At 51.4% G+C, this 24,038-nt stretch carries 22 protein-coding genes; 5 read left to right on the top strand and 17 right to left on the bottom strand.

What is annotated here, in order from left to right:
* Position 1: 1 nt before the first annotated feature.
* Positions 2-745, bottom strand: coding sequence for a metallophosphoesterase family protein (locus tag ACO0K4_RS14850; RefSeq protein WP_422957413.1), 744 nt, complete (start codon positions 743-745; stop codon positions 2-4).
* Between the two features lie 110 nt (positions 746-855).
* On the bottom strand, positions 856-1,569 hold the full coding sequence (gene queC, locus ACO0K4_RS14845; RefSeq protein ID WP_422957412.1) for a 7-cyano-7-deazaguanine synthase QueC: 714 nt from the start codon (positions 1,567-1,569) through the stop codon (positions 856-858).
* A 443-nt stretch (positions 1,570-2,012) separates the two neighbouring features.
* Between queC and ACO0K4_RS14840 the strand changes: the two genes are divergently transcribed.
* Entirely contained in the window at positions 2,013-3,302 is a 1,290-nt protein-coding gene (locus ACO0K4_RS14840; protein WP_422957411.1) for a lipopolysaccharide biosynthesis protein, read from the top strand.
* Between the two features lie 46 nt (positions 3,303-3,348).
* Here ACO0K4_RS14840 and ACO0K4_RS14835 read toward each other — a convergent pair whose 3' ends face one another.
* The 7 genes from ACO0K4_RS14835 to acpS form a co-directional block, all read right to left on the bottom strand.
* Positions 3,349-5,193: an alpha/beta fold hydrolase gene (locus ACO0K4_RS14835; protein ID WP_422957410.1), complete on the bottom strand. Its 1,845-nt coding sequence runs from the start codon at positions 5,191-5,193 to the stop codon at positions 3,349-3,351.
* A 33-nt stretch (positions 5,194-5,226) separates the two neighbouring features.
* Positions 5,227-7,851 (bottom strand): glycosyl hydrolase 2 galactose-binding domain-containing protein, encoded by a 2,625-nt coding sequence (locus ACO0K4_RS14830; protein WP_422957409.1) that lies wholly within the window; start codon positions 7,849-7,851, stop codon positions 5,227-5,229.
* Positions 7,851-8,855 (bottom strand): DUF1839 family protein, encoded by a 1,005-nt coding sequence (locus ACO0K4_RS14825; RefSeq protein WP_422957408.1) that lies wholly within the window; start codon positions 8,853-8,855, stop codon positions 7,851-7,853. The genes ACO0K4_RS14830 and ACO0K4_RS14825 overlap by 1 nt, the downstream gene beginning before the upstream one ends.
* Positions 8,852-9,763 (bottom strand): amino acid--[acyl-carrier-protein] ligase, encoded by a 912-nt coding sequence (locus ACO0K4_RS14820; protein WP_422957407.1) that lies wholly within the window; start codon positions 9,761-9,763, stop codon positions 8,852-8,854. Before ACO0K4_RS14820 ends, ACO0K4_RS14825 begins: the two co-directional genes overlap by 4 nt.
* Positions 9,764-9,783: 20 nt before the next feature.
* Positions 9,784-10,968: an acyl-CoA dehydrogenase family protein gene (locus ACO0K4_RS14815; protein WP_422957406.1), complete on the bottom strand. Its 1,185-nt coding sequence runs from the start codon at positions 10,966-10,968 to the stop codon at positions 9,784-9,786.
* 93 nt (positions 10,969-11,061) lie between these two features.
* A complete protein-coding gene (locus ACO0K4_RS14810) occupies positions 11,062-11,301 on the bottom strand; it encodes an acyl carrier protein (protein ID WP_422957405.1) in 240 nt (79 codons plus the stop codon).
* Between the two features lie 30 nt (positions 11,302-11,331).
* Complete coding sequence (acpS, locus tag ACO0K4_RS14805; RefSeq protein WP_422957404.1) at positions 11,332-11,799, bottom strand: holo-ACP synthase; 468 nt, start codon at positions 11,797-11,799, stop codon at positions 11,332-11,334.
* A gap of 317 nt (positions 11,800-12,116) precedes the next feature.
* On the opposite strand from acpS, the gene ACO0K4_RS14800 reads away from it, so the two are divergent.
* Both ACO0K4_RS14800 and ACO0K4_RS14795 read left to right on the top strand, forming a co-directional pair.
* Positions 12,117-12,986 carry an ABC transporter ATP-binding protein gene (locus tag ACO0K4_RS14800; protein ID WP_422957403.1) on the top strand — a complete coding sequence of 290 codons (870 nt, stop codon included), beginning with the start codon at positions 12,117-12,119 and terminating at the stop codon, positions 12,984-12,986.
* Positions 12,983-14,563 (top strand): hypothetical protein, encoded by a 1,581-nt coding sequence (locus ACO0K4_RS14795; protein WP_422957402.1) that lies wholly within the window; start codon positions 12,983-12,985, stop codon positions 14,561-14,563. Before ACO0K4_RS14800 ends, ACO0K4_RS14795 begins: the two co-directional genes overlap by 4 nt.
* A 67-nt stretch (positions 14,564-14,630) precedes the next feature.
* Here the strand turns inward: ACO0K4_RS14795 and ACO0K4_RS14790 are convergent, their stop codons facing one another.
* A complete protein-coding gene (locus ACO0K4_RS14790) occupies positions 14,631-15,398 on the bottom strand; it encodes a DUF3108 domain-containing protein (RefSeq protein ID WP_422957401.1) in 768 nt (255 codons plus the stop codon).
* A 2-nt stretch (positions 15,399-15,400) separates the two neighbouring features.
* The gene (locus tag ACO0K4_RS14785) at positions 15,401-16,591 is read right to left on the bottom strand and encodes a DUF3108 domain-containing protein (protein ID WP_422957400.1); all 1,191 of its coding nucleotides are present in this window, start codon (positions 16,589-16,591) and stop codon (positions 15,401-15,403) included.
* A gap of 296 nt (positions 16,592-16,887) precedes the next feature.
* Between ACO0K4_RS14785 and ACO0K4_RS14780 the strand changes: the two genes are divergently transcribed.
* Positions 16,888-18,192 (top strand): branched-chain amino acid ABC transporter substrate-binding protein, encoded by a 1,305-nt coding sequence (locus ACO0K4_RS14780; protein WP_422957493.1) that lies wholly within the window; start codon positions 16,888-16,890, stop codon positions 18,190-18,192.
* 104 nt (positions 18,193-18,296) lie between these two features.
* Entirely contained in the window at positions 18,297-19,202 is a 906-nt protein-coding gene (locus ACO0K4_RS14775; protein ID WP_422957399.1) for a PhaM family polyhydroxyalkanoate granule multifunctional regulatory protein, read from the top strand.
* A gap of 382 nt (positions 19,203-19,584) precedes the next feature.
* Here the strand turns inward: ACO0K4_RS14775 and ACO0K4_RS14770 are convergent, their stop codons facing one another.
* From ACO0K4_RS14770 to ACO0K4_RS14745, 6 genes are read right to left on the bottom strand one after another with little or no spacing between them, the layout of a single operon-like run.
* On the bottom strand, positions 19,585-20,058 hold the full coding sequence (locus tag ACO0K4_RS14770) for a nuclear transport factor 2 family protein (RefSeq protein ID WP_422957398.1): 474 nt from the start codon (positions 20,056-20,058) through the stop codon (positions 19,585-19,587).
* Positions 20,055-20,822 carry an SDR family NAD(P)-dependent oxidoreductase gene (locus tag ACO0K4_RS14765; RefSeq protein WP_422957492.1) on the bottom strand — a complete coding sequence of 256 codons (768 nt, stop codon included), beginning with the start codon at positions 20,820-20,822 and terminating at the stop codon, positions 20,055-20,057. Before ACO0K4_RS14765 ends, ACO0K4_RS14770 begins: the two co-directional genes overlap by 4 nt.
* An 11-nt stretch (positions 20,823-20,833) precedes the next feature.
* Positions 20,834-21,385 carry a DUF3833 domain-containing protein gene (locus ACO0K4_RS14760; RefSeq protein WP_422957397.1) on the bottom strand — a complete coding sequence of 184 codons (552 nt, stop codon included), beginning with the start codon at positions 21,383-21,385 and terminating at the stop codon, positions 20,834-20,836.
* A gap of 41 nt (positions 21,386-21,426) precedes the next feature.
* Positions 21,427-22,014, bottom strand: a complete 588-nt coding sequence (locus ACO0K4_RS14755; protein WP_422957396.1) for a chalcone isomerase family protein — start codon at positions 22,012-22,014, stop codon at positions 21,427-21,429.
* Positions 22,011-23,249 (bottom strand): class I SAM-dependent methyltransferase, encoded by a 1,239-nt coding sequence (locus ACO0K4_RS14750; protein WP_422957395.1) that lies wholly within the window; start codon positions 23,247-23,249, stop codon positions 22,011-22,013. Before ACO0K4_RS14750 ends, ACO0K4_RS14755 begins: the two co-directional genes overlap by 4 nt.
* A complete protein-coding gene (locus tag ACO0K4_RS14745; protein ID WP_422957394.1) occupies positions 23,246-24,034 on the bottom strand; it encodes a DUF1365 domain-containing protein in 789 nt (262 codons plus the stop codon). Before ACO0K4_RS14745 ends, ACO0K4_RS14750 begins: the two co-directional genes overlap by 4 nt.
* Positions 24,035-24,038: the final 4 nt, after the last annotated feature.

The following is a 24,038-nucleotide window of genomic DNA, read 5'->3' as shown; positions in this document are numbered from 1 at the left end:
TTTAATCCCCTGTCATCAGACGCTGGGCGAGGCTGACCGGGAGACCTGCCGCGATAATTTTTTTCGCAGCTGTTTCGTTATCATAAGGTACGCGGAAGTAGGTCAGTTCCTGGGTATTCGTATCAAAAGTGGCGTAGCATGCAGCCGGATTGCCATCGCGCGGTTGTCCGACCGAACCGGGGATGACCAGCCAGCGTCGTTGCTTGCTCAGCGGGATACTATGTTCCGGTGTTGGCAGAAATTCGCCGGTCTTACCCGTCATCGTCATGTGGTACAGGGTTGGCATGTGGACATGACCGCAAAAAGTCACCTGCGCCTTCGTCGCGTGCATGCTGCGCATGGCTTCCATTACGCCGTCAACGTATTCCCATTCATCGGGTGCCCAGGCATTGGCATGGACCAGCAGCAGGTCTTGCAGGTCGATGCGATAGGGCAGATTGCGGATGAAAGCAATCTGCGCGTCGCTGAGTTGCGAGCGTGTCCATTCGACGACTTGTCGTGCCACCGGATTCATGCCCTGACGATCGTCTTGCAGAATTGCGATGTCGTGATTGCCCATCAGCGCATAAGCACCACGCTGTACGTAGGTCATGACCGTGGACATTACCCATTCGGGGTCGGCACCATAGCCAATCAGGTCCCCCAGGAACGCGTACTGACTGGCCTTTTGTTGCTTTGCATGGGCGATGCAGGCCTCGACCGCTTCGCGGTTTGCATGCAGGTCGGTCAGGATGGCTAGCAACATGGTGATCAGTCTGTCGGTGATGGAATGGCTGGATACTACTTGGTGTAGCTAACGCCATGCTTACGCTAATGAAAAAATCAGGCGTACTTCATGTTGAGCAGCAGCAGATGCTAAGCTGTTTTCTCCGCAACATATTCACTATAGCCGTTTGCCCGCAACGCACACGCCGGGCATGTGCCGCAGCCATGTCCCCAGGGATGCAGCTCGCCGCGCTGACCGAGGTAGCAGGTGTGGGTGTCGGCACGGATCAGATCGACCAGGTTGGCACCGCCGAGTTGTTCTGCGAGTTGCCAGGTCTGGGCTTTATTGATCCACATCAGAGGTGTTTCGAGTTTCAGGCGGGTTGCCATACCGAGATTGAGGGCAACTTGCAGCGCTTTCATGGTGTCGTCACGGCAATCCGGATAGCCGGAAAAATCCGTTTCACACATGCCGCCGACCAGCACATTTGCCCCGCGACGGTAGGCCAGCGTCGCGGCTACCATCATGAACATCAGATTGCGCCCTGGAACAAAGGTATTCGGCAAACCGTTTTCCTGCATGACAATTTCGATGTCTTCTGTCATTGCCGTGTGCGAGAGTTGCGAAATCAGCGAGAGATCGATCATGTGATCTTCGCCCAGCTTGTTATCCCAGTCGCTGGAGAAACCGCGGATTTTTTTGAGCAGTACAGGGCGCTGTTCCAGCTCAATTGCGTGACGCTGGCCGTAATCGAAGCCGATGGTTTCGACCCGCTGGTAGCGCGACAACGCCCAGGCAAGACAGGTAGTGGAATCCTGGCCACCGCTGAACAGAACGAGGGCGCTTTCGTTTGAAATAGTCATATTTACGATACTGGTTAGGGGTATATCTATTTTTTGTTTAATTCCGCAGTAATTACGTGCGGAATCGGCTATGTAAAGCAGATACTCCCCCATTTTTAATAAATTGCAGAATGGGACATCGATTTGCAATGAGCTTCACCGCATTTTAGCAATATCGCCCCCAAATGTCGGCGTGGAACTTGATTTTAATGACCTGAGGATTTCTACAAACATTGAGCATGCCTCACATGGAATTTCGAAAACCCTTTAGTCGATGTTTCATGGACTTGCTTACTCTAGCTTTTCTCTGTGTTTCCGTGCCTCTGTGGTAAGAGGTCTTGGTTTTTATGTCAGCCCCGTCATTAAGCTTTGTAAGGGAATGAAACACTTTGACCATGAATAAGGCATGATGGTAAGGTTTTGACGTTTTGCCCATTGTCTATTTTTTTGCTTCCGGTTTCTTCATGAGTGTCACCAAAAAATTCCTGTCATCTTCCATCTTGTCGGTCATTGATCAGGGCATGCTGAGCGCGCTGAACTTTGCGATTGGCATGCTGCTGATCAGACTGGTGACCAAGGAAGACTACGGCTTGTACGGTCAGTTGTATGCGGGTGGTTTGCTGGCGGGGCTGGTGGTGGATTCCTGGATCGCCGGGCCGCTGACCACGGTTGCCAGCGCTGTCCATGATGCAACCCGCAAAGCCTTGTTGCGTCACTACTGGATACGCCAGATCTGGAGCACGCTGCTGATGGGCGGGCTGGCGTTTGCGATTGTCGAGTTCGTGCCGGCGGCAACCCATAACAGCCATAAAGGAAATTTGCTGGCGCTAGCGTTCGGCGCGTATGTGATCGGTAACGGCTTGCGTGAATACGGTCGCACGGTGGGTTTTATTCAATCCGATATCGTCGCGGTGCTACGCCAGGATGTGCTGTATGTCGGCCTGGTCGTCATTAGCCTGGCAGGACTGTTTGCCGGTGATTACCTCGGTCTTGAGAATATTTTTCTGAGTCTGGCTGGCGCCTCTATCCTGTGTTCGGCGATCGGTGCCGGACGACTGAAGGCGAGTACGCATACACCTCTGGCTGAGGAGCATGAGGCGCAGGATGAAATGCAGAAGGCGATTACCGAACATCAGGATACGATCAGCGGTCACGGGCGTTGGGCGATACTTGGTGTGCTGGTCGGCTGGTTATCGAATTACAGTTATGTCTATCTGTCGGGTGCCTGGCTCGGTGTGGCAGCGATTGCCGACCTGAATGCCTCCCGCTTATTACTGATGCCTATCCCGCTGGCAGTCGCGGCCTGGTCACGCATTGCACGTCCTGAGGCCAGCCGTCTGATGGCGGACCAGAACTGGGCTGGTTTGCGTAAACTCACCCTGTTTTCTATCGCGGGTATTGAGCTGGTGGTCCTGGCGTATGTGGTCGTACTATTGTTGATGTTGCCTTGGCTGGAAGCGCATGTGATCGGCAGTAAATACAGCGGCCTTGATCCGCTGGTGATGCTGTGGGGCGGTTATTTTGCAATCAATGCAGCGCGCTGGGTTGGCACCTCATGGCTGAGCAGCGGCGGGGCGTTTCGTTCTTTATTTTTCCTCGGTAGCGTGACTCTGGCACTGGTGCTGGCAATCACCTCATGGGCTATTCCGCACTGGGGATCTGCCGGTGCGATTATTGCGCTGATGGTAGTCGAGGTGTTTGAGCTTTTTGTGGTTTGGAAATTTATTCTGCCGGGTTTACAGAAAAAGGGCTGAATTATTTCCGGTAATGTTTCCGGTGCCTGGCCGATGTTGACGCGATCTACTCCGGAAAGCGTTTGGCCAGATGTGCGGCCAGCATGTCTGTCAGATATTCCTGCGACCACATCGGTGTAAAAGTATGATCAACATGGCGTATAACCTCGATACGGATACCATCGCGATCCGGCAGCAAATGGGCATTGGCGCCGAGATGCTGAGTCATCAGATCGATGCTGCTATCGTTTTCACCAAAGATAAACAGTAACTCCACTCCCCGCGTTTGCATGGTTCTGAAATTTCTCGCGACACGTCCCAGCAGATCATGTGTCTTCATAAACCTCGCCAGACTGTGGCGCACGCTACTGATGACCTGCCTGCTCAGACGTTTGCTGAGATTGCCGACGATGCGGCGCAGAGCAATCTTGCCGCGTAACATACGACGCCAGGTATCACCTGCGCTGGCGGCACGCCAGTAGAACTGCGTGGACTTCAGCGTGGATGCCCTCTTGGTTTGTATCACGTCGCCTTGACGCCAGTGGAACGTCAGTTGATTCATCAGCACCAGACCGGTGACGCGCTCATCGTGCACCGCTGTCATATAAGACAGATAAGCACCTGAGCAAATTCCGCCAAGGACAAATTGTTGCGCGTCGTAGGACTCCTCCAGGAACTTCATTGCTGAGCGTATATCGTCTATCCCCGACGGACTGTGGACATCGTTCTCCAGACCGGCTGGTGTTGGCAGGCTATAGCCGATACCGCGCTTATCAAAGCGCAATACGGTAAAGCCCTGCGCTGCCAGACGGCGCGCGAGTTTGACATACAGACGATGGTTGCCGACACGATGATTCGCGCCCACATTGGTCAAAATAATGGCAGGTCTGGTGGCAATTTTTCTTTGAGGGATGTCGTCGGCAGGATGTTCTGGCCGCAGTCTGCACACGATGCCATGCATGCCGGCGAAGCTGACAATTTCTTCTTCAAGTATCGATGTTGCATATGGCAGGCGGCAATGTTTTGCCAGTGATACCTGAATCGATAGTGCCGCATCTCCGCGACGTATGACGGCCGGTTCCGGGCGCATTTTTTTATAGGAAATCTGACTACACAGCCATTCGCTGATGTCATTCCAGACCGTATGCGGCACCACGGATTCATGTGCGTCTTCGGTCATCATCGCTGCATAACCGCAACTGTCAGACAGATGGATCGCTCTGTGGTCGAGGTGCCAGGCATTGGCAAGTTTGGCTTCCTGTCCCGATATGTCATCTCTCGCCACGATCATTGTCGCTGCCTGCGGTGCAGCGATTTTTAGCAAATCGAGCTGGCCAAGTTCAGCCCGGGTTCTGGCATCAAAAGCGTAACCCGTCAGTTCATCATCGCTGATCTGCTGTCGTGGATGGTCTGAAGGCGGAATGCTATGCATGCCACGTAATACGATGAGTTCTCTGACATAAGCTCGTCCTGACACCACAGGCGCGAACAAAATCAATGCCGGTGCTGACAAGTCATCTGCGACCGCGGCCGCCAGCAGGGCGCCGAGCCGCATGCCGAATAAACTGACTTGTGCGACACCGGACAAACGCCGTAACTGCTCGGCTGCCTGCTTAATATTTTTTCGCCAGCTTGCGACTCTTGCTGTATCGCTGTCAGCGGAATCGCCGCTTGCATCGTAATCAAAAAAACAGACAGGAAAACCAGCTCTGGCTAAAGTCATTGCCAGATGTTTATACGAGCGATACGAGACCATATATTCATGGCCGAAAGGTGGACACAGAACCACGCCGGAATTGCGTACGGCTCCTTGCGCCGGATGATACCAACCGAATAAAGGCGTATCCGCATCGCCAAACCAAAAGCCCTGTGCCGTATCAGCGTCCGGATTGGTCGGGAGTGGGGGAGGCATGGCGATAGTCACTATAGATTCATCGTCGGCAGATTATTCGGAGGGCGATGCAGGCTTGCTGATCTTGACCGGACTGATTGCATTGAGTGCAAAGACCGAGCCTTGCACAGATTTTTTTCCACTGGGGGACGCGGCGCTGCTGGTCAATCTGATTTCGCGGATCGCACCTGGTGCAAGATGGAAGTAATTATCGTCAGGCAGGTAGCCCGGTACATCGATAAAAACTGATAATGCGAGTTTGCGCGTCGTCAGGTACACGACAAAATCATCGGTAATGCTGGTGGGCTCTGCCGGTTCAAATTGTGCCTGCAAGCCGAGATCACGTTCGCCATGATGCTTGATCCCGGTCGGGAAATAAAACGCCGCGCAATACGGAATTCCATTACCGCCAGCGTCAGCGTCAGCGTTAGCGGAGCGCAGCCGTGCAATCGCCACATCGTGACCGGGAGGGCCGAAGCGATAGGCGTAAGCCGTATCAAAAAAATGTTCTAGCAGGCTATCCGCGCGTATCTGTATGGTGCTGTGTGCGTTAATCGTGACGGCCTGCACGCCATGCGCAATCGGAGTTTCGCCATGACGATATAAATCAAGCTGCAATTCTGCCTGCACCGGTGCAGGGCTATCATTGACGATGTGTATCGCAAGACCATTCAAGCCCTCATCCGTGATCAGCACGGTCAGTGCTGCCATCGCACGGCGCACATAGTAGTAGGCGGCTTTCGGCTTGCCGAATGCATCAATCAGGCCCCAGCCTGCACCGGGCCAGAGATCGCGCAGGAACCAGATCAGAGCGCCATGACACGTCGAACCGGCACGTCGCCATTCTGCCAGCGTCTGCGCCATGACTTCGCCTGTGCTGACTCGCGACAAGGCCAGATAGCGCGGCATATCGGCATACCGCAAGCTGGCAGGATCGACCTGATACAGCTGCGCCATATAGTGATCCCGAACGTCTTCAAAATCCCAGCTGGTGCCGTTATCACGGGGAATCCGTTGCTTCCATGAGGGATGCGGTCCGGGTGCTTCGCCGTTTTGTAAGAACTGCTCTATCGTGCTGTCGTCAGGCATGTTCGAGAAGCCCAGACACTCAGAGGTGAAGCGCAAACCGGCACGACGCGCATCGTCGAGCGGGCGCAGATAGGCACCGACGCCAAAATAATGCGAGACCCCTGCATCAAGCTGGAACGGCATTACACCACCGCAAGGACTGGAGGGAACGTAGCTTGTTTCAGGCAGAAACCCGGCGCACAATTGTGGCAAGCTGTCGGCAAAAAAACGATTGCGCCACATATCGCGCGAAACGCCCAGCATCGCTGCCTGTTGTTCAATTTCTGAACTGCCGCAAAGTACGGCGACGCAGGGCGAGAGTTGAATCCGGTTTAAAAATTGACTTGCCTCATGCAGGATGCTGGCAGAGAAGACAGGATCGTCGACCGGATAATCCATGTTCGCAAACATGAAATCCTGCCAGACCAGAATCCCCAGCTCATCGCACAGGCGATAGAAAGTATCGCTCTCGTACTGCATGGTGCCGACTACTCTTATCATGTTCATACCGGCATCCCGCGCCAGCAGCAGTGAAGGTCGCAGACTGGTCTCATCGCCTGCAAGTGAGAGAATATCCGGCGGCATCCAGCACGCACCGCGGCAAAATACCGGAACCCCGTTCACATGCAGATGAAAATCGTCCTGCTCCTGTCGCACCTGTATCGATCTGAAACCGAGTTTACCCAGATCTAACAGATGACGCTGACCCGCGCTGATGATCTCGATCTGCGCCGGATATAGCGCGGGCTGGCCATGCGTATGTGGCCACCAGAGCGACGGATTTGTCAGACGTAATTCACCGCTCGCCATGAAGGCAGGGGAGTCGCCGGAAGTCTGATCTGCTATATCTAATTGGCATTGAGTGTCACCGACATGCAGGATCACCTGATCAATCGGTGTTGTCGCCGCAATACGAATTTTTGCGCTGACGGTGCCTGTGCTTTGCTCTGTGGTATTGGACGTCTGAGGTGCTCCGGATACATCAAGACGGGGGCGTACATCGGCATCCACAATGCGGATATCGTTGGCGATTTCAATGCGTATTGCCCGGTACGGGCCGACAGCAGCGACCGGTGGCGACCATCCGGGCATGCGGCCGAGCAAGCTGGTTCTGATCCAGCGCAGTTGCTGTTGTTCCACTAGTCGAGTACGCCAGCGGCCACGCGGGCGACGGATTTTGAGTGCGGTATTCAGTGACCGAAATCGCAGACTCAGGATGCCTGAGTGGATCATGCTGTCCGTGCTGGCGAGGTGGGCAGACAGATCAATCCGGTGCTGGACAAACATATTCTCCGAGCTGAACAGCAAGATATCATTCCAGAATACCTCGCTCAGGCTGGCGAGACCATCAAAACACAGGACGGCGGCTTGCGGCAAGTCACAGTGGCAACGGAACCAGTAATCTGCATCATCAAACTGCTGTGCACCGTAAGTAAAGCGCTCCAGAGCATGCAGTGATGATGCAACAGTTCCCGGTACCTGTGCTGTTTGCCAGCGCAGGTCGGCAATCTGCGATGCGAATTCGATCGCGGGAAGCTCATTGGTCGCGACTTCGGCAAATTGCCACTGAGCGTCGAGAGGCTGCTGATACGGATGTCGGACCAGTGCCATCAGCGCTCATCCCGAATCAGGGCTTGCTCAAGCTGATCCATGCCAGTTTGCCAGTGGGCTTCCATTTCCGTCAGAATAGATGTCAGGTCGATGGATTTTTTGCCCATCACAGCGCGGGCGGTTTTTAACAGCAGTGTTTTAGTCCCATCGGAGATGCCGTCAAAGGCTAACGCAGCGCTCGCAAAATTGCCTTGCCCCATTTGTTCCAGCCAGCGCAGGTAAGTCGCTCCTACACTGAATCCCGCACCCAATTGTCGTAGTGTTGCAAATGCATAGGCGTGGTAAGCGGCCAGTCCCTCTGCTTTTAACTGCTCAACATCGCTGATGAAGACGGGTTGAAACAAGCTGATGGGATTATGTGCAGGACGGCGTGCCAGATGCTTGATGAGGAGTGCTCGCGACGCTTGCGCCAGTGCGCGCTCATCCAGAAACATCAGCCGGTCAAGGCGTACAAATTCAGCAAACATCGGCATGGCCGTCTGGACTGCTGACGAATCGTGCACGGCGCCAGTACGGAAAGTCTGAACAAAGTCATCACCGCTGAGTTCGTGATAACTGCTGTTATGAAAATAGCCCATACGCTGTTGAGCAACATCGATTTCCTGAATCGCGATGGTGGTTTTGACGTGATTCGTACGGTAATCGGTGCCGGAGGTATCTGGTAGATAAAAAGAATCGGTTTCGCTCAGTACGAGACGGCCACGTTGTAATTGGACACAGGCGTTATCCAGCAGAGTGCGCCAGACATTCAGCTCCTGTACATCGATCCCATATAACGCGAATAAGTCCTCATGAGGCGGCTTATAAAACGTCCATTGATCACCATCGAAGTCGAGTGCAAATACCATCGCCATGCAGGCAAGCGGATTCAGTTTCAGGCTGTGCAAGACCTCGATCCAGACGTCGATATAGCAATTGGTTTCGCTCCAAGCGCGCTCATTGCCGTGCAAGGCATGCGGCACATAGCTGGCGCGATCAATGCGTGGCAGGGCGTGAAACATCATGACCAGAGCAAGGCGCGCACTGCATGCGGCCAGTCTGCCGTATCCATACCGTGGGTCTTGAACAAGGCCATCACAATACGTTCCAGACCGAAGCCCAGACAGGCGGTATGGGCAACATCGCCTCCTGCTGTATGAATGCCGAACAATTTACCAAAATGATCCTGGTGATAATTGAATGAGCAGACTGCCGTCGGTTTCTCTTGTGAAATCACTGGGACGACGACTTCGAATTTCAATTGCTGTTCGCGTTGATTGGCAGCCAGCATGCGGCCGCCGCGTCCAAAGAAAGGGTCGGATGCGACTTCGGAGCGTGCTGGCAAGCCTAGCGACAACAAGATATCCAGACCTCGCTGCAACCAGACATTGCGCCATGCAATCACCATTTCTGGACTGCCGGCGCGTACGAATTCACGCACACGAAAGGATTGCATACGAGTCGGTTCTGACGACGGTTCATTCCGGAATACCCAGTTTTGCATATCGACCAGACGTCCTTCTGCCGCCAGCGTACCGCTGAAGCTTGGATACACCGGATAGCACGCCGCCGGTGTCAGGCAGACCGCCGTCATGGTTTGCAGATGTGTCCAGGGACGACCTTCATGCACGGCTTCGCTGAGTTCTTTATGCTGAGCCTCATTGCCGGTAAAACTGAAAATCGTTCCGGCAAGCTGGGGAAAAGAATCGAGAAATTCACTCTGCTCCAATACCTGACGATCCAGGCAGGGCGGAAATGACATCTTGACTGCCTTGTCGTCTGCGGCCACCCGTGTCACGTAATCATCGAAGCGACGTAAAACATCTTCAAATACCGGCCCCCTACCAAAGATGCCTTGTACACCGACTGGAATAATATGTCCGGCAGCAACCAGATCATCGGTAAGCAGTTCAGGGGAAAAATTGATCGACATGGGGATCCTTCGTTTTCTTTTTAATTATCTTTGAGGATGAGCAGCATATTGGCGTTGGTCGCCAGAATCCTATCGTTACCTACCATCAACGCAGCAGAATGGGCATCGCGCAAGTGACGACTCATACTGAACGGGCTATCATTTTTATAGCCGAGAATGCCGCAGATCGATAGTGCTTTGGTTACGATCACCGGTAGATCCTGCGATGCCTGGATTTTTAAATTATTCATTTTCAGCGCATAGCCCATCGTTGACAGACGATCATTTACGGAGTCGCCGTTATGAACGGAATGAGCTGCCGTGAGTTGCTCGTATTCCATCAGGCAGGCTTGCGAAGCGGTGCGCAGGGTTTGCAGCATACCTACCAGTTCTGCCAGGCGTAAGGCAGTCGGTGGTACCGTACCAGGATTGGCTCTGGCCTGCCCCCGGACAAATGCACGTGCCTTGTTCACCGCAGCCGCGGCGATCCCCTGCCAGCAGCCGCTCCACAATAAATGCGAGACAGGGACGACCGTGACATTCGACATATCGGCAAAAGCTGTCGCGATAATTTGTGCGACCACTCCGGTTGCACTGAGCAAGAAAGGCGGACTGCAAGTGCCGCGCATACCCATGGTGTCCCAATCTCCTTTTTGTTCCAGATGGTAGGCAGATTTGCGTACCAGAATCAGGGATTGGTCACTGTTCGCTGCATCCTGCGCACGACGTGCGGTAACTAGTAAATCGTCTGCTTGTGCTCCATAAGAAATCGTCATCGCATTTTTGACCAGACGGAATTCTGTTCCGTCCGACTCCACACAGCAGGCGCTGCGACGCATTTCGCCGCCGACACCGACCTCAGAAGTCACAGAGGCAATCAAGTATTGATGATCAACCAGATCACGTAAATACTGGCGATACCATGGGTTGTCGAGCGCATGTCTTACCAGGGTGATGACTTGAATCTGATGCATCGCAAAAATCATCGCCGTTGCTGAGCATTGCTGTCCTAGGGCATCACATATTTCAACGAGTTCAGTCAGACTGGCACCTGCACCGCCTAGCTCCTCAGGGATATAGGCACTGAGCAATTTCGCTTCTTTCAGCGCATTAATCGCCTCAAGCGGGAAACGTGCATCGCGATCAACCGCGTCGGCATGCGGCGCGGCGATCTCTTTTGCGATTTGTTTGGCTAATGTCAGCAGAGCTGAAGCAGATTCGGACATAAAGATCTTTGGCGGTAGTGGCAATATTGGCTGTCATTTACAGTCGTGACATCAGCCGGCATCGTGAAAACTTCTTACCGGGACTGCAGGTATTCAGGCAGTTAATTCCTGAATCGCAGCATGCATTGCGGCAATACTTTCAAACACGCTACGCTTGAGCATACGGTCCGGAAACTCCAGATCAAACGCATCTTCCAGCGCCAGCATCACATTGACACTGGCATGCGAGGTCATTCCTGCTTCATACAGGTCGGTTTCGTCGGCGAGTGTCGCCACATCGACAGCCAGACGGGCATGATCTTTTAAAACCTGGCGAATTTTTTCTGTGCTCATTGCTGTGCTTTTTTGAAGGATAAAAGTAATTTAAATGACGGCTGCCGGTACCGCAATCGCAGACGCCGTTGCATATTCATGATCGTGGCTAAGACTGAGGGCGATCTGGTATATGCCTGATCGCTGATACCGTCGCCTCAGCTCTGGCGCCAGTACAACGGCAGGCGCGCCATTCTCGTCGGTGACGATTTCTATTGATTGCCAGGGCAGAGCCTCATCTTTACTTGGCCTGAGCAATTTCATGACTGCTTCTTTTGCCGCGAAGCGTGCTGCCAGCCGGTCGAAGCGAAATGCTCCGGTTATCGTGTTATGACAATAGTCCAGCTCGCGTAAAGTGAAAACACGTTGCAAAAATCGCTGACCAAACTGCCGAACCGATTGTTCTACCCCGGGTATCCATACTAAATCAGTGCCTATGGACAACTTTGCGCCTTCCACGCTACGCGTTGATCGCGAGCGAATCACAGTTTTAGCCAAGCGTGAGAAAGTGCGTTTCATGGAGTTTTTTAGAAGAAATGACGCCATCACAAAGCAATCAGAATGTGAGAGATAGAATAACAGAACGTTAACTTGTTCATCGTTAAAAAACGTCAATTCAGTATCGCTTGCTGAGTGTGTTTTGGTTTTGTGCGACACATTCTGTTCCCCATATTTTTCATTTTGTCCTGATCAGGCTGCACTTCGTCTCGTCACGCTGGAAGCGCACTCTAGGTGGCATTAAGCTCTGCTTCATCGTAAGCGGATCGTCGTAAGGTGGAGGTGTCATTGGACATCCTTACGTCATCTAACAAACACATCATGGGACGGAATAAATTATGCTGAGCATCCAGAACGTAGTAAAAACCTATGGTAATCATGTGAAGGCAGTCGATAATCTGTCATTGCAGTTATCCGCGGGCGTGGTCGGCCTGATCGGTCACAACGGCGCAGGTAAAACCTCACTGATGCAAATGATCGCTACGCTGACCAGGCCAACAAGCGGTCAGATTCTGTTTGATGGCAGTGACATTGTGAAAAAGCCGAATGCAATACGCCAGCGGCTTGGTTATTTGCCGCAGGACTTTGGTGTTTACCCTAACCTTACGGCGCTGGAGTTTTTGCGCTATTTTGCTGCCTTGAAGGGGATATGCGACAGCGCCCGTATCCGGCAGTTGCTGGAGCTTGTCAATTTGCATGAGCATGCCTCGCGTGTTGCGTCGACTTTTTCCGGCGGCATGCGGCGGCGTCTCGGTATTGCCCAAGCCTTGTTGAATGACCCGGATATTTTGATTGTAGACGAGCCGACTGCCGGACTTGACCCTGAGGAGCGTTTGCGTTTTCGTCAGTTATTATCGGAGATCGGGTTTAAGAAACTGGTGATCGTATCAACGCATATCGTGTCGGATATCGAAAACATGGCGGGTCATCTTGCCATCATGCGTAACGGCAAACTGGTGGCTTACGACACTCCGGAAAGTTTTGTGCAACAAGGCCGTGGACAAATCTGGTCGGCTACAGTCGATCCGCAGCAATATGATTTGCTGAGCCAGCAAGTGCAGGTCTTACAGGCGCAGCGGCAGACATCGGGGATCAGTTTGCGCATCGCCCATCCGCATTCACCTTGTCAAGGTGCACAGATAGTCGAGCCAACGCTGGAAGAGGCATTGATGTCCCGGCGCTATGCGGTACAGGAGTTGGCAGCATGAGCAGATATTTAAATTGGTATTTATTATCAGAGATGATGAAAAATGAGGCGCGTCTGCGGATGCGTCGTACCAGCACTCTCGTCGCCATGCTGGTTGTGGTCGCGATTACCTGGCTCATGATTCCTGATCCTGCTAGCGGAAATACCCTGATCGCAGTTGGTGGCGCGCGTGTGGTCTATAACAGTGTATGTCTGGCGCTCGGCAGTTCATTACTATCCAGTCTGTTATTCGGACTCGCTGGTTTTTACCTGGTTCGTGGTCGTATGCAGGAGGATATACGCAGCGGTGCTGGCGCAGTGATGGCGAGCATGCCTGTTAGCAATCGCCAGTTCATTTTTGGCCGCTGGCTTGGCGGTGTGGCGTATCTGTGTTTTATGGTGCTGGTATTTTTGCTGACGGTGCTGGTATTGCATTTGCTGCGTGGCGAGGGACCGATACAGTTAGGTATTTATCTGCAAAGTTATGCGCTGGTGTTATTGCCGGCCTGTTTTTTTGCGGCGAGCATGGCTCTGTTATGTGAGTCATTCGCACCTCTGATGGGAAAATCAGGCGATGTGTTGTACTTCTTTATATGGACGACGCAAATCGGCGCCCCCGTCTCGATGATGAATGGTGGCACTTCTGCGGGGTGGAATCCCGCGTTCTTGTTCGATTTTTCTGCTACTGGTACTGCGATGAGCCGGTTTCATCAGGTACTGGCAAGCAATCATTTTTCTTTAGGCATCGCTGATTTTAATCATGCGCTGGCACCTGTTACCTTGTCTGAGGGATTTTGGTCGGCTGACATGATCTTCGCAAGACTATTGTGTCTGGCCGTTGCAATGCTGCCGCTTTTACCAGCGATTTTCTTATTTCATCGTTTCTCCCCCGATAAGGTGAAAAGCGCAAGTGTCAAAAAAAGCTGGTCACCTTTGCGTCTGCTGAATCGTCTAGTCAGGCCTCTTGCTGCCTGTAGCCATCCTCTATTTGCATTGTCTGCCAGATTGCCGGGATTGCCTGGTCAGATTGTGGCGGAACTGGCGCTGACAATAGCGACCAGCCCTGTAGTGGTGATCGGAATAGCCGTGGTGATGTTGCTTGGTAGTGCATTGGGGCAAGCTGAATTAAGTGCGCTTGTCATGGTTGGTGTCGCTTGCTGGGGCATACAGATTGCTGATCTGAGTGTGCGGGATTTTCAGTCCGGTAGCGAAGATCTCAGTGAGGTTGTGCATGGCGGTCGTCGCTACCGGTATCTGCGGCAATTATGTGCGGGTTATGTAGCAGGATTATTGCTATTTTTTCCTGTGATTATGCGCTGGTCCGTGAGCGATTCGGGTCGCGCTTTGGCGCTTGTCACAGGTTTGTTCGCGTTGTCCGCCGCGGCCAGTTTTTTGGGACGACTGACGCGGACTGCAAGAACTTTTCTGGCGCTGTTCCTTTTCGGTTTGTATATCGCAACCCAAGCGAGGACGGTAGCTGTTCTGGATGTTGTGGGTTTTAACGGTGTGGCGACTACCGGCACAATGGCAGGTCAGATGTTGCTTGGTATTGTGTTGTGTACCTTTGTGATGTTTTATGAGCGTACTTCTGAAAAGTAACTGAGTCTGGTGTGGATACGCATATTCGTTCTGACGGACTGAGTAAGACGTATCCGTAATGGCAGAATCATTTCTTTATCTGGCCGATCGACTGCTCTACATAGTCGCCATCTGCATCACTGAAACGCAGACGTACCGGATACCATTCCATTGCAGGCGCCAGCCATAATTCGAGTTGCTGATCTTTGGAGTCCGGCGGAGGCGCTTTGATAATGTGGATCGTTGCGAGTTCTCCCAGAGCCGTGTTGATCGTTTCTTTCTGGATGACTTTAAACGTCCATGGTTCTGCGTCACGCCGGCCTGCAACAAACATTTTCCATTCACTGCCAGCTTTAAATTTTTCACCTGCTGCGCGGGCAATTGCCACTAGTTGCCAGGTTGCGCTAGTGCGGTCCTGTTCGCCACCTTTGATCGGGTACTGTTCTGAGGATTCGCTAAAGCTGATGACCTTATTTGTTGTATTGCGTTCAAAGCGGGTCGTGCTCTCGTTTTTACGGAATCTCTTTTCGACGAATTTATCTGGGGCTAAACCGTAGTCGTCGATGTTGCCGATACTGCTGGCATCCAGAATTTTCCCTACCAGCATGGCACGGGTTTCTGTGACGATGCTATATTTTTTATCGTTGAGTTGCCAGTTGACGCTTGCCTCACCGCTGAGAGGAATGCCACTTTGTTTTGCCTTGATGACGTAAATTAAATTGGCCGACGGCGGCAAATTGATTGCATGTCTGTTGTCCGTATCCGCCATGACCGGTGCATGAAAACTGATGCTGGTGAACAAGGCTGCACAGAACAACTGCACTGGCTTTTGATAGAAATTCTGGAACAGATTCATACTTATCTTTCGGTGACAGTAGCCGGGATAATTTTGGTCACAATCTGAGTTGTGATTGCCCCGTTGGTTTCGGTATTTCGTATTTGTATTGGATACCAGTTCATCGCTGGTGCGAACCAGATATCCAGTTGCGAATTATATGCGCCTGCTCTTGGCGGCCGTACGACGTGCCAGGTCATCAGAGTGCCAAGTTTCGTTGTCAGCTCTTCCTGACCGGCAATCACAAAGCGAAACGTCGTTGCTTCACGTTCTTCGGCGACCTGAATAATAATCTCCTGGCCGGTTTTAAATTGCGCCGGATCTGCATAGCCAATGCCTGCTAACTGCATCAGTACAGAGGCTTTATCTTGCGCAGCATTGGCCATGCGCTGTGTCTTGTTCGATGACGAAAAACTCAGTGTGTTATCGATGTGGTTGAAATGAATGGCTGTTTCGGAGCGATTGCGACGCATCTCGCTGCTGGTGAGCGGTGTAATACCTGCCTGCGACACTTTGCCTTCGCTTTTCAGCTTAAATAAATTGAGGGTCGTCACTAACAAATCCAACCCTGCATCGATCGTCATCGTGTAGCGATCGTCCGTCAGTTGCCAGTTGATTTCTCCGACGCCGTAATAGGGACTCTTATTAGGTTCGGTACGTACTAATTGCAATTTGAGCTGAGCTGACGGTAACGGCGTTGACGTGAACTGCGCCAGATTCGGTGTATCTGGATCACTCACTTTTTTTGGTGCATCGGGTGTCTCGCCCGCAGTGCTATGTATCTCCTTCAGTACCTCTTTGTTATTGGCCGGTATTGAGGCTGCGGCTTCAGTTATCTCTTTTGTGCCCGTAGTTTCTGCATCGGACCTGATGACTGGCGTAACCGCCAGATAGCCGGATGCCGCCTGGTAGGTGGCGTTATCGTCGTTGCTGTCCGCAATCTGAAAAGGAACTGCTGGCGCTGGCTTCTGTGTTTTTGTAATGATTTTTTTGACGTCATCCGCTGCTTGGCGCGGACTTGTCTTTACTGCTTCGATCTTGTTCTCGACAGCGGGCTGATCAGGTTTGAGCAGTTTGATTTTTACCTTGGATTCTTTAAGTATGCTGATTTCTGCTTTGCTTGCTACCTTGTTCAACCAGAAAAAAACGCACAGATGCAAAGCGATCGCCGCCATGGCAAAGCTCAGAATCTGACGACGCGGTATTTGATTCAACCAGGCTGCAATCATGAAACAAGGAGTAGTAAGAAAAAATAGCAAATAAAGCACGCAAAGAAAGCAAAGCAAAATAAGCACGCGACGCAATAAAGTGAGCAACAAGTAGTGTAAACGTTCCGGGCATCGCTTGCGATGACCTTGCCCATGTAAAATGAAGAAGAAACGATGTGCTACAGGCGGAGCGTTACGCGAAAGTTCCGCTTAACTTGTTGAAACATTAGAAAAGAAGACGTTTTATGTCCCTGGTATTGTCCATGATCTCCCCCTGGTTTTCTTTCTCCCCATCAAAACAAATGCGTCGCGTAGATTTATTTGTCTTTGTGTTATTTGCTTTATTCACTGCACTTACACTACCTCAATCGTACGCAGCTAATGCATCTGTACAAGCTAAACCGATACGTATCGCAATGATAGATGGCTTGAGCGGTACATTCAGCAATGCCGGAGAAGCGGTTGTCCGTAATCTGCAAATGGCGATAGAACAGGTGAATGCCCGAGGGGGTGTGCGGCTGGCAGATGGCCGGCATCCGCTGCAATTGACAAGTTTTGATAACAAGCAGGGAGTTGAAGATAGCCTGACGATTCTTAAGCATGTGACCGATCAGGATATTCCGTTCATCGTTCAGGGCAACAGCTCGGCGGTGGCCCTGGCACTGGTCGATGCCATCAATAAACATAATCAGCGAGTGCCGCAGCATCGCGTCTTGTTTTTGAATTATTCGGCGGTCGAGCCGAGTTTAACGAATGAGAAATGTAGTTACTGGCATTTTCGCTTTGATGCGAATGCCGATATGCGCTTACATGTATTAACTGAGGTGATACGCGATGACGAACGCGTAAAGAAAGTATATCTGATCGGCCAGGATTACAGTTTTGGCAGACAGGTCGCGGCAACTGCGCGCAGCATGCTGGCAAAGAAACGTCCGGATATCAGCATTGTCGGAGATGATTTGCATCCGATAGGGAAGATCAAAGATTTCGCTCCCTATGCCGCCAAAATCAAGGCCAGCGGCGCAGACACGGTAATCACCGGAAACTGGGGTAGTGACCTGACCTTGTTAATCAAAGCCGTGAAAGATGCAGGGATGGATACCAGGTTTTATACCTTTTATGCCAATGCTCTGGGTGCCCCGGCAGCGATTGGCGATGCAGGTATTGGCCGCGTCAGAGCAGTTGCTGAGTGGCATCCGAATGCCGGAGGATCTGACAGTGATGCTTTTTATCAAAGCTTCCGCCGACGTTATCCTGATCCGCGTGATGATTATGTGCATTTACGTATGCATATACTGGTGAATATGCTGGTGGCAGCGATAGAAAAAGCGGGTAGCGTAGAAGCGGGTGCCGTCGCCAGGGCGATGGAGGGTGCTAGTTTCAATAACGGTTTTCATGATGCGAGCATGCGTGCAAGCGATCATCAATTGATACAGGCCTTATATGTCTCCGTCATGCAGAAGCGCAATCCTGACGCCAGAAGCGGGCTCAGGTTTGATAATGAGGGTAGTGGCTACGGTTTTAAAACAGAGCGCTATTTCGCATCTGGATTGACGGCATTGCCAAGCTCATGCAAGATGGACAAAAGCTTCTTGCGTGATCACTGACACGGCGCATGAGTCTTATAGCACTCCTATGAGTCTTGTATGCGTGTTGCGTGTTGCGTGTTCTGACGGAATAAACGATCTGACAGCCCCTTTAGGAGAACAGTATGACTTCCCCGTTTTCAGGAAATGATTTTCCAGGTGTGAATGCAATGAACGACACCCTGTCTTTTGTTAAAAATATCTGGGGAGGTATGCATGTGCCAGGGATGGTAACGCCGACCGTGTCGATAGATGAGCTGGATAAAAAGATCAAGGATCTCAAGACTGTGGAATCATGGCTGACCGTTAACATGAATATGTTGCGAGGAACCATACAGGCACTAGAAGTACAAAGAGCGACGATCGCCGCACTGAATTCTCTAGGAGAGAGTTTCGCCAGTACCATGGCCAATGCAGGCGCAGGCAAATCCGAAGAGCCAGCAAAACCATTTAAATTCACCAAAAATACATTTTGGCCTAATGCTGCGGCATCAGAAGTACAGCAGGAACCAGATCCCGAGCCTGTACACAAGATGTCTGTAGAAGCGGTAGCAGAGCCAGTAGCAGAACCAGTAACAGCGAGTATAAGCCCAGCTAAAACGGTGAATAGCAAGGAAACGGAAGAGCCCGCAGAGAAGGCAGGGCAAGCCGCGGATGGTAACTCAGCCTTCTCTAATCCAGCTGCATGGTGGAATTTGTTGCAGGATCAGTTCAAGCAAGCGGTCAGTAACGCGATGATCAGCGAGGCAGATACCACTACAGTCACCAAGTCAGACAAGTCTGATCAGTCATTAAAAGATACAGCATTAAAAAAAGCAGCAGTGAAAAAAATAGCGGCGAAAAAAACCGCCGGCAGTACCGTCAAAACATCGAAGACCAGTGTGCCGGCTAACAAAAAAACCGCAGCTACTAAGGTCGCGAATAAAAAAGTGTCGGGCACGACCACCAAAAAATCCGTATCTCGTCAGCCCTCAGCGGTCGCAAAAACGACTGTCGCGAGTGTCAAAAAATCGACAGCTACAAATAAATAGCCAGAACAGGACTCATTCAAAGCAGAAAGCTACTTGGCTAATCTATTACTACTAAAGGGAATTTCGAAAAAACCTTTACCTGGCATTTCATGGAGCCGCTTACTCCTGCCTTTTCTCCGTGTCTCCGGGTCTCTTTGGTGAGAGGTCTTGGTTTTAGCGTCAGTTCTATCGATGTGATTGTTCAATTTGGAGATTTTGGAAGTTCTCAGGCATTCAATACGCAATATAGATGCGGCTTTCAGAGGCATTTCAGCCTGGAAGGCGCATCTATATTACGTATTCGTAAGAAGCTTCAAAAATCGCATCAAACGCGTCGCGTCGTTTGATGGTCGCGCTTTATTGACTCTGTGTCGCGATTTGTCATCAATGGAGATGACATGCCTCAGTTCTTGGCAGCGCGTTTCAGCAGGCGCATCAGGCTGCCTAGTACCGGAAGTTTTTCATATAATTCTTCGGCAGCATCCCAATAATCCCGGTGATAACTGACCCGTCCATCGTCACGAAAGCGAAGATGAGTCGCGCCTTTGATTCTTTGCAGCTCCGTCGAAAATCGCTTCATCGTAAACAGAAAATCCCAACTGATGAATGCTTCATTTCCTTGCACTAGCTGGGTATGCACTTTAAACCGCGGTTGATCGACCTGGGCAAACATATGCGCAAAAATCGCTTGTACCGCAGCGACATCCTGTACTTCATTAAAAGGATCTTTGAAGTAGGCTTTTTCAGCATAGACCGATGGGATCTTCTGTACGCTTTCTGGTGTCAGCGTTTCAAAGAAGACGACGAGTTTGCGCAAAGCCTCTTCATACAAAATGGCATCGGCATTGTCAGTATTCTCAGTACTGTTGGTATTCATAGGCCAGTAGTCTTGTGTATGAGAGCAAAATACCAGCGGTATGGAAGCAGGCGTGCGAATCGCAGCCAGTTGGTAAATCGCTTCGGAAAATGGATATGAAATTCTCCGCGCTCCATCCCGCTAACGAGTTCTGCGGCGGCGACTTCTGCGGTGATGAGCGACGGCATCTCAAAATCATTGCCTGCCGTCAGCGGCGTTTTGACAAACCCCGGACTGATCAGATAGACCGCAATATTTTTTGGATGCAGGTCAAAGTACAACGATTCACACAAGTTGATGATGGCGGCTTTAGTCGGTCCATAAATCAAGGCCTTTGGCAGGCCTGATAAGCCTGCGACAGAGCCGACTATGCCGATTCCGCCAGATCCCTGTTTGATCAGAGACGGTAACACTACATCGAGACAATTCAATACGCCGCGCAAATTCAGATCGATTAAACGATTGGCCGCCGTCAAATCGAATTCATCGGCACGCATCGCGTTGTAGCCACCAGCAACGACCAGCGCCAGATCAATCTTGCCCCATTGCTGTATCAGATCGGCGTGTGCTTTTGCTAGCGTCGTATGGTCGGTGATATCCGCGGGTGCCACCACTGCCTGACTGTGTCCGGCGGCAATCTGGTTCAGCAGAGGAGTTTGCCGCGCCGATAAGGCCACTTGCGCGCCTTTTTGTAGCAACAGTAAAGCAGTCTCTGCACCGATACCGGACGATGCGCCGATGACCCACACTTTTTTGCCATGCCAGTCAGTGATTTTTGGATTCATCGTTGTCATGATTACTTGCTGCTCCGCTTGGTAAAGGACAAGGTCACACTGCCAAGTTCTATGCCGTATTTACTCATGATGGCACGATTCAGCATGAGCTTGTCATCCATCAGCACCATCCAGTCATCAAAATCAACATGAATGACTCTTCCGTCGACTGGCAATGCCAGCACATAATTCCAGTGCAGGGTATTGCCTGATACAACGCCTTGCGCTTCACCAATGACATCGGGAGCGGTGCCGGTGAAGTTGTCTGCACTCGTTTTCTTCAAGGTCCAGATGCGTTTCTGGCGAGTGCCGTCTGAGTAAGTAAAATCTTCATCCAGTGTGCCAGTATCGCCCTGCCATTCACAGCGCATGACGACGGTAAATCGTTTGATAATTTTGCCAGAGCGGTCCTGAAACATTCCCCACGCATCGATCGTGCCGTTAAAAAATTGCGGCAATTCGAGTGCGGGCTTTTCTGCTGCATATAACTTCGGATCATTCGTGCTGGCGCAGGAGCTCAGTAAGAGTGTGGCAACAAACACGGCAATACCGCGCATCAGTATAAAAGGCTTCATGATCTTGTCCTTGCTTGTAGGTGAGGCGGTGTTAAGACAGTTTATTGGGAGCCGATTTCCAATAACTTCTGGCGCAGGCCCGGGGCTGAGGTTTTTTGGTCCAGCCAGATGGAGAAGAAGGCATGAGCAAATTCCGGATCCTTGATTTCTCCCAATAATTTTCCGTCGAGATAAAAACGTGCGGTGAGACCCGGCAGGAAGATCCCCGTGATGTGATTGCCTTCTTTGACATCAGGAAACAGTTTCGTCATCTGCGTCAGCCAGGTTTTTCTTTGCTCCTCACTACCGAGCTTGAGTTTCTGGATTTCTTCAATGCTGGCTTCGGCAATTTTTGCACCAATCAGATTGCGGGCGTAAGTCAGATCCAGTGCAACAGGCTGACGGCCGAGCTGACCGTTGGATTCGGGCAGATAACCATCTTTGCCTACCCATAACTGAGCGTCATACACAGCAATACCAAACCAGCGAAACGTGCCCTTGCCTAAGGGTTTGGCCTGCCCCAGTTCTTGCTGGATGTGAGCGTTAGTCCTTGCTTTGTCACTGCTGGCAAACGCAGGTGTAACACTCCACATACACCACAACATGGCGCTGATACAGAGGGTGCGCCAAGCTAAGCTGAACAACATCATGATTTGATCAGGGTGAATTGCGCGACATCGATGCTATGCGCGCGGAAGCCCGCTTCGCAATAGGCGAGATAAAACTCCCAGGTGCGGATAAATTCCTGGTCGAATCCTTGCGCCATGATTTCTGGCAGTGTCGCCATGAATGCATTTCTCCATTCCTGCAAGGTGCGTGCATAGTCGAGGCCGAAGGTGAAGGTATCGACCACCTGCAAGCCATGCTGTTTCGCATATTCTTTGAACACCTGTATCGATGGCAACATCCCTCCAGGAAAAATATACTGCTGGATAAAGTCGGTGCCTTTGCGATAGCGCTCAAATAATTCATCGGCGATCACGATACTTTGCACACATGCTCTGCCGCCTTGTTTTAAGTTACGGCTGATGCATTCAAAATAGCTAGGCCAGTAAGCTTCACCGACGGCTTCAAACATCTCTATAGACGCAATGGCGTCGTAGCTGCCATGAGCGTCACGATAGTCCTGAATCTGTAGCTTGCTCTTTTCATGCAAGCCCGCTTTTTGCAGGCGTTCCTGGGCAAAGTGCAATTGCTCAGTGGAGAGCGTCAGCCCCGTCACATGCGCGAACGCTTCGGTGCTGGCGATTTCTGCAAAGCCACCCCAGCCACAACCGATTTCCAGAATGTTATCGTGCGGATGAACCGCGAGCTGTTGCAGGATACGACGGTACTTTGCCAGCTGCGCATCATGCAAAGTCTCGACTTTATCTCCAGAGAACAGCGCACTGGAGTAGGTCATTGAAGGATCCAGCCACAAACGGTAAAAATCATTGCCGATGTCGTAATGGGCGTGGATATTTTTTTTACTGCCAGCACGTGAATTACGGTTCAACAGATGCTTAATCCGATATAACAAATTGCCCCACCAGGTGCCGTAAATCACGGATTCGAGTTGCTGACGGTTACGGGAGATCAGTTCGATTAGGGCAGGTAGCTGACTGGTTGTCCAGTGACCTTCGATATAGCTTTCTGCAAAGCCGATATCTCCTGATTTGAGCACTGAGCGGCAGAGTTGCCAGTTATTCAGCACCATCCTGACCGGGCTATGATTGTGATCACCAAAATGGCCTTCCTGACCATCGGGAAATTGTATCGTCAGGTTGGCATTCTCCAGCTTATGCAGCAGGCTCAGCACGAATTTAGCTTCAGCCGGGAACTGCGCCGTATTTAAAGGCGTGCTTTGTTCCTGATGGGAATGGATGGTGGGATGCAGACTACTCATCGACTGACCTCGTTAGCTGGTGGGAGTGGTTTGGAAAAAAAAGGTACGCGCTTGAACCAGAGGTACAGCGCTTGTAAATGGATGCGGACGACCACGCCGAATGTCATCAGGGGATAACGCAGCATGACTCTGGCAATACTTGCTGCAGTCATGTTCTGCTCGCCACCGGCAATGCTCGTCAGCAGCAGCGGGCCTGCATCATCGTCGTACTCGATGCGGGCGACGTGCTGAGTCCGATGCTGTTCTCCGATGTCGCGTGATGTACGCATGAAGCGAAAGCGATATTGGCCTTCGATCGCGCAAAACGGTGAAACATGGAAGATTTTTTTTGCACTTAACTCTTGTCCGTAGTGCTGTATATCGCCCGTCTCTAGCAGGTAGATGTGTTTTTCCCCGAAGGTATTGCGAACCTCGCAAACAACGGCACGCAATTCGCCGTCCTGACGATGGCAGAACCAGAAAGACACAGGGTTAAATACATAACCGAAAACCCGCGGAAAACATTGCAGCGTGATCTCGCCATCCGCATCAGTGATGCCTTCAGAGAGTAGTAAATTTTCTACCCAGGCAAGAGGCGTTTGCTGACCATCGCCATGATCTTTGTCGAAGAAAGACAGCAAATTAAACCGGTTATGTGAAAATCCGAAACATGAGGGTTCTGGTGCCTGATTGGCGATGCCACGCAAGTTCACACGAATGAAGAACACACCATAAGTAAAGCGGTTCACAGCAGGACGCAGGCGATGATGTCTGACCTCGCCGGTGCATAAACGTATTGCTGTCATGGTC

The sequence above is a fragment of the Undibacterium sp. RuTC16W genome, from assembly GCF_049339445.1.
GTDB lineage: Bacteria > Pseudomonadota > Gammaproteobacteria > Burkholderiales > Burkholderiaceae_D > Undibacterium.
This window is presented reverse-complemented; position numbering and strand designations above follow the sequence as displayed.

What these genes read in the sequence shown, in the direction of transcription:
- ACO0K4_RS14850 (WP_422957413.1), bottom strand. Translation starts at nt 745, where the DNA reads ATGTTGCTAGCCATCCTGACCGACCTGCATGCAAACCGCGAAGCGGTC.
- queC (WP_422957412.1), bottom strand. Translation starts at nt 1,569, where the DNA reads ATGACTATTTCAAACGAAAGCGCCCTCGTTCTGTTCAGCGGTGGCCAG.
- ACO0K4_RS14840 (WP_422957411.1), top strand. Translation starts at nt 2,013, where the DNA reads ATGAGTGTCACCAAAAAATTCCTGTCATCTTCCATCTTGTCGGTCATT.
- ACO0K4_RS14835 (WP_422957410.1), bottom strand. Translation starts at nt 5,193, where the DNA reads ATGCCTCCCCCACTCCCGACCAATCCGGACGCTGATACGGCACAGGGC.
- ACO0K4_RS14830 (WP_422957409.1), bottom strand. Translation starts at nt 7,851, where the DNA reads ATGGCACTGGTCCGACATCCGTATCAGCAGCCTCTCGACGCTCAGTGG.
- ACO0K4_RS14825 (WP_422957408.1), bottom strand. Translation starts at nt 8,855, where the DNA reads ATGATGTTTCACGCCCTGCCACGCATTGATCGCGCCAGCTATGTGCCG.
- ACO0K4_RS14820 (WP_422957407.1), bottom strand. Translation starts at nt 9,763, where the DNA reads ATGTCGATCAATTTTTCCCCTGAACTGCTTACCGATGATCTGGTTGCT.
- ACO0K4_RS14815 (WP_422957406.1), bottom strand. Translation starts at nt 10,968, where the DNA reads ATGTCCGAATCTGCTTCAGCTCTGCTGACATTAGCCAAACAAATCGCA.
- ACO0K4_RS14810 (WP_422957405.1), bottom strand. Translation starts at nt 11,301, where the DNA reads ATGAGCACAGAAAAAATTCGCCAGGTTTTAAAAGATCATGCCCGTCTG.
- acpS (WP_422957404.1), bottom strand. Translation starts at nt 11,799, where the DNA reads ATGAAACGCACTTTCTCACGCTTGGCTAAAACTGTGATTCGCTCGCGA.
- ACO0K4_RS14800 (WP_422957403.1), top strand. Translation starts at nt 12,117, where the DNA reads ATGCTGAGCATCCAGAACGTAGTAAAAACCTATGGTAATCATGTGAAG.
- ACO0K4_RS14795 (WP_422957402.1), top strand. Translation starts at nt 12,983, where the DNA reads ATGAGCAGATATTTAAATTGGTATTTATTATCAGAGATGATGAAAAAT.
- ACO0K4_RS14790 (WP_422957401.1), bottom strand. Translation starts at nt 15,398, where the DNA reads ATGAATCTGTTCCAGAATTTCTATCAAAAGCCAGTGCAGTTGTTCTGT.
- ACO0K4_RS14780 (WP_422957493.1), top strand. Translation starts at nt 16,888, where the DNA reads ATGCGTCGCGTAGATTTATTTGTCTTTGTGTTATTTGCTTTATTCACT.
- ACO0K4_RS14775 (WP_422957399.1), top strand. Translation starts at nt 18,297, where the DNA reads ATGACTTCCCCGTTTTCAGGAAATGATTTTCCAGGTGTGAATGCAATG.
- ACO0K4_RS14770 (WP_422957398.1), bottom strand. Translation starts at nt 20,058, where the DNA reads ATGAATACCAACAGTACTGAGAATACTGACAATGCCGATGCCATTTTG.
- ACO0K4_RS14765 (WP_422957492.1), bottom strand. Translation starts at nt 20,822, where the DNA reads ATGAATCCAAAAATCACTGACTGGCATGGCAAAAAAGTGTGGGTCATC.
- ACO0K4_RS14760 (WP_422957397.1), bottom strand. Translation starts at nt 21,385, where the DNA reads ATGAAGCCTTTTATACTGATGCGCGGTATTGCCGTGTTTGTTGCCACA.
- ACO0K4_RS14755 (WP_422957396.1), bottom strand. Translation starts at nt 22,014, where the DNA reads ATGATGTTGTTCAGCTTAGCTTGGCGCACCCTCTGTATCAGCGCCATG.
- ACO0K4_RS14750 (WP_422957395.1), bottom strand. Translation starts at nt 23,249, where the DNA reads ATGAGTAGTCTGCATCCCACCATCCATTCCCATCAGGAACAAAGCACG.
- ACO0K4_RS14745 (WP_422957394.1), bottom strand. Translation starts at nt 24,034, where the DNA reads ATGACAGCAATACGTTTATGCACCGGCGAGGTCAGACATCATCGCCTG.